Genomic DNA, 3,815 nt, shown 5'->3' with positions numbered 1-3,815 from the left:
ATCGGCGGCAAGGCGTTCACCCCTTGAGCGGCACTGGTGGGGGGTGACATACGAGGAGTTGAACCTCCACGCTGGCCAGGCCGTGAGGCAGGCAAAGGCTGCCCCGGCGGGCCGGTTCAGTTGCTGCCACACACTCCGCCCGCACCAGACCCTCCTGACCGGATCCGGGATGAGATCACTCTCGGAACCGAGGCACAGACGACGACGGCCCAGGCTGGAAGCCGGGTGTGCAATCGTGTCGCGTGCGGCGCACGGTGCCACCAACGCAGGCGGTGGTCGGAAAGCCTGGACCACCTGACAACCCCTGGCGGCAGCCCCATCCTCTTTCCACGCCGGTGGCACTGCGGCCCTCAACACCGTCGGACCCAGACCTACTGCGCTTGTCTCATCCGCTCCAGGATGCTCACCAACCGTTCACTGCTCCCGGCAACGGGTTTCCAGTCCACATGAACAGCCTGAGCGCCCTGGTCTCTCAGGCTGTCGGCGAAGGATTCCAGACCGACGTTGATGCCCGCCAGGGGGTTCTTCAGCGCCTGCAGGTCGACCGGCTTCATCGTCGGATCAGTTTTTGGCTCGATTCTGCGCTCAATTGTCTGCAGCAATCGACCCACATGACGAGCTGCCGCATCATTGCTGGTTTCGATCTTGGCGCCTGAATCCTTGAGCATCCTGATTTGTCCCTCCATCCCTTGAGGGTCTCCATCAGTGCCACACACAATTGCCACCACCTCCAAGTGTCTGTCGGCATCTTTGGCAGACTTGATGGCGGCGGCGATCGCCGGGGCCAACTCGCTGGCCGGATCGCCATGGGCGCCGTAACCGAGCACGACATCCAACAGAATGACGGCAACTTCCGGGTCAGAGGCTTCTTTCTCGAGACGGCGAATCCGCAGATCATTATCCAGCATGGGATGCAGGCGACCAACCGTGAATTCGTCCTCGCCAAGGTCGATGACCGTGTGAGCCTTGCTGACTAGGGAGTCTTCGAGCTTGTTCTTCTTGTCCAGCGGTGCATTCGAGTAGACGACGGGAACGTAGTTCTGCAGGATCAGCAGGGCCTCGTACTGCAGCGTGCCGCCCGAGAAGAGGCCTCGCAGGTAGCGCTGGCCGGGCGCGAACTTGGACGGATCCGGCTGCGCGGCGAAGTCTTCGGGCGAGTCGATCAGACGGATGGCCAGCTCGGCAGTCTCATCGAAGGTGGTAGCAAAGAAGACGTTGTCCACTCGGCGCGAGGCACTGGGGTAGCCGATGAAGTTGACCACCACGGGCTTGCCGACCGAACGCGCCGCCTGGACCAGGGTATCGGCGATCTTGGAGGAGGGGGGCTTCGACACCAACACGATCACCTTGGCATCCGGATCGCGGGCCATCAAGTCGAGGCCCTGACGCGCGGTGGCGGCGTTGACGGCCTCCGACAGATCGCGCCCCCCGGTGCCCAGGGCATGCGTGATGCCGCCTCCCATCTGATGGATGCGCACGGTGACCTGTTGCAGGCCGGTCCCGGAAGCCGCCACGACTCCGATGGGGCCCTGGCGGACCTTGTTGGCAAAGCCCAGGCCGATGCCATTGACGATCGCCGTACCGCAATCCGGCCCCATAACCAGGAGCCCCTTCTGGGCCGCCTCGTGTTTGAGCGCGACCTCATCTTCTAGGGAGACGTTGTCACTGTAGAGGAAGACGTGCTTGTTCAGGCGCAAGGCCTGCCGCGCCACCCCGGCGGCGTACCGCCCCGGAACGGAAACCAAGACCCACTGGGCCTCGGGCAGCATCTTGGCCGCGGTCTCGAGGCTGCGGGGTTGGTACTCCTGGTCCCCTGCCCGACCTCGGCGCGCGGCCACCAGCTCATCCACCTTCGCCAGGGCCGCCTGGGCCGAGGTGGCATCCGTGGCGCGCACGACGATGATCAGGTCATCATTGCCTGCGGCTTCGGCTTCGGCAACCAGCAGGCTGCTCTGCGCCAGGACTTCCTTGTTGGCGTTGGTGCCCATGACGACCCCGGCGTCGAGGATGCCGGGCTGTTCCGTCAAGGCGCGCTGCAGCTGCATGAGGACGATTGAATCGTAATAGGCGCCCGAACGAACTTCAGCCTTGATGACTGCCATCGGGCCTCTCTTCTGCTGGACTCGGGATGCCGATCCGTCCAGGCTTGTGGGATGCCGACGGGAAACCCTCCCCCTCCCTCGCCCAGGTACGGGGGGACTTTCCCTACTATAGCAGTACGCTCCATAGTTACCAAGCAGACCGGCTCGATGCCGTGCCCCCAGGGTTACCCGGGACGCACGCGCAAGCCGAGCCTCCCCTGTCCATCCGGTGGCAATCCAGGATCAGCCTGGAAGCGCGCGGGGGAAATGGGCATACGGCACGGGAGCGAGCGCAAGCTAGACAGTCACCTCGTCTGGCACGACCGGCTTGTCGTTGGCCTTGATCACCATGTCGGGCACGTCGAAGTTGGGCACCGAGTCCTCCAGCTGCTCGGAGTACTCCTTGATGGCCTGATCCCGGACCTTCTTGGTCACGGAGTACACCCAGGCCTCGTCCAGTTCATGCTGCACATCCGGCCAAGGGTAGTGGGCTGCGCCATCCCCAAGAAGCCGATTCGCCAGCCATTGTAGCTCTCATGCGTGGACCAGAATCCCTTCTGGCCGGGGGGTCTCGAAGGCATAGCAGGCCTTGCAGTAGAAGAGCGCGGCGCCCAGGCGGCCACCCCGATCGAACGTCGTCGCGGGATGGCTGATGTTGATGTCTGCATTCATCAGGTGGCCATGGACCCGGCCGGCCAGCCTGGCGTCAATCATCCCGATCAAGACGTAGGGATCCTTGATGCGCTTGCGTTACCACTCGAGCAGCTCGGCGTCAACCCCGGCGCGACGATATCAGAGAAGTCATGCCCGACAACCATGACGTTCCGGGCATTCTGCATTCGAAGCTCAGCTGCCCCTACCTTCGCCGCCCGAATCTAGATCTCTTCGCCGGCCGGGGGTCTTGCGGTCGCGGCGAGCGACGGCTTCTTGTCCATTGGGCAGCTCTGGAGCAACGGTTCGATATCGCGACCGTTGAGGGTCTACACTTCGCGGGAAACTGGTACTGGCGGTGTTAACCGAATGCTTTGAATCTCGTTCTGGAAGAACCGTTGAGCGTTTGTCAAGTATGTTCAATATGGCCTGACGAATCAAGGTGATGCACTGACCTTCGGCCTCCGCTAGCGTTGTAGCTGAGGGAACACGCCGGCATGACGGAGTCGACAAAACGCGGTCCGAAGGTCGCTTGGTTGTTGCCGCATCGTTGCGTGTCGCCCGGCCCCGACAAGAGGTCAAGGGTCTGGGTCCGCTAGACAGCTGGAAACATGCAGATCCTCCCATGCAAGCTGGGGAAAGAGGCGAGCAAGGTTCTTCCTCACCCATTGGAAGGGACTCTGTCCCTTGGTGGGGATTGGCGCGACCTTGGAGCGGAAACGAGAACACTCGCTCGCTTGCCGGCGGTTTCAGGGCCAAGGAAGTGGGCTCTCGATGTTGCCCGCTGGCCCCAAAGACTTGAGGGCTTATCATGTCTGGCAACCGAAATGTGAATACGGCTCTTGACCATTCCGCTTCTCGGGCGGTCGTGGACGTCGCCTGGGGGCACGACGTGGCTGGCGATTGGCCCAGATGCGCTACGTCCCGACCCCGCGAGGCGTGAGATGGCGCCCCAGATGCCCCATGAAACTTGCCCATGCCGCGGATGATCTGCTAGGACGGCGTGGCCACAACCCAACCAAGGGCCGATGTCAGGCGCATATGACCGAGTGTGCTAGTATTCGCCATTGTTCGCGTCCATCT

The 3,815-nt window shown here is 62.7% G+C and carries 3 protein-coding genes; all 3 read right to left on the bottom strand.

The features are described from left to right. Positions 1-371 precede the first annotated feature (371 nt). Entirely contained in the window at positions 372-2,102 is a 1,731-nt protein-coding gene (gene fdrA / locus MUO23_13300) for an acyl-CoA synthetase FdrA (GenBank protein ID MCJ7513925.1), read from the bottom strand. Positions 2,103-2,378: 276 nt separating this feature from the next. Further along, positions 2,379-2,516, bottom strand: coding sequence for a hypothetical protein (locus MUO23_13295; GenBank protein MCJ7513924.1), 138 nt, complete (start codon positions 2,514-2,516; stop codon positions 2,379-2,381). Positions 2,517-2,615: 99 nt separating this feature from the next. Beyond that, complete coding sequence (locus MUO23_13290; protein MCJ7513923.1) at positions 2,616-2,804, bottom strand: hypothetical protein; 189 nt, start codon at positions 2,802-2,804, stop codon at positions 2,616-2,618. Positions 2,805-3,815: the final 1,011 nt, after the last annotated feature.

Source organism: Anaerolineales bacterium (assembly GCA_022866145.1).
In the GTDB taxonomy this organism is placed as follows: Bacteria; Chloroflexota; Anaerolineae; order Anaerolineales; family E44-bin32; genus PFL42.
Note: the sequence above shows the minus strand (reverse complement) of the source record. Positions and strands in the feature narration are given on the sequence as shown.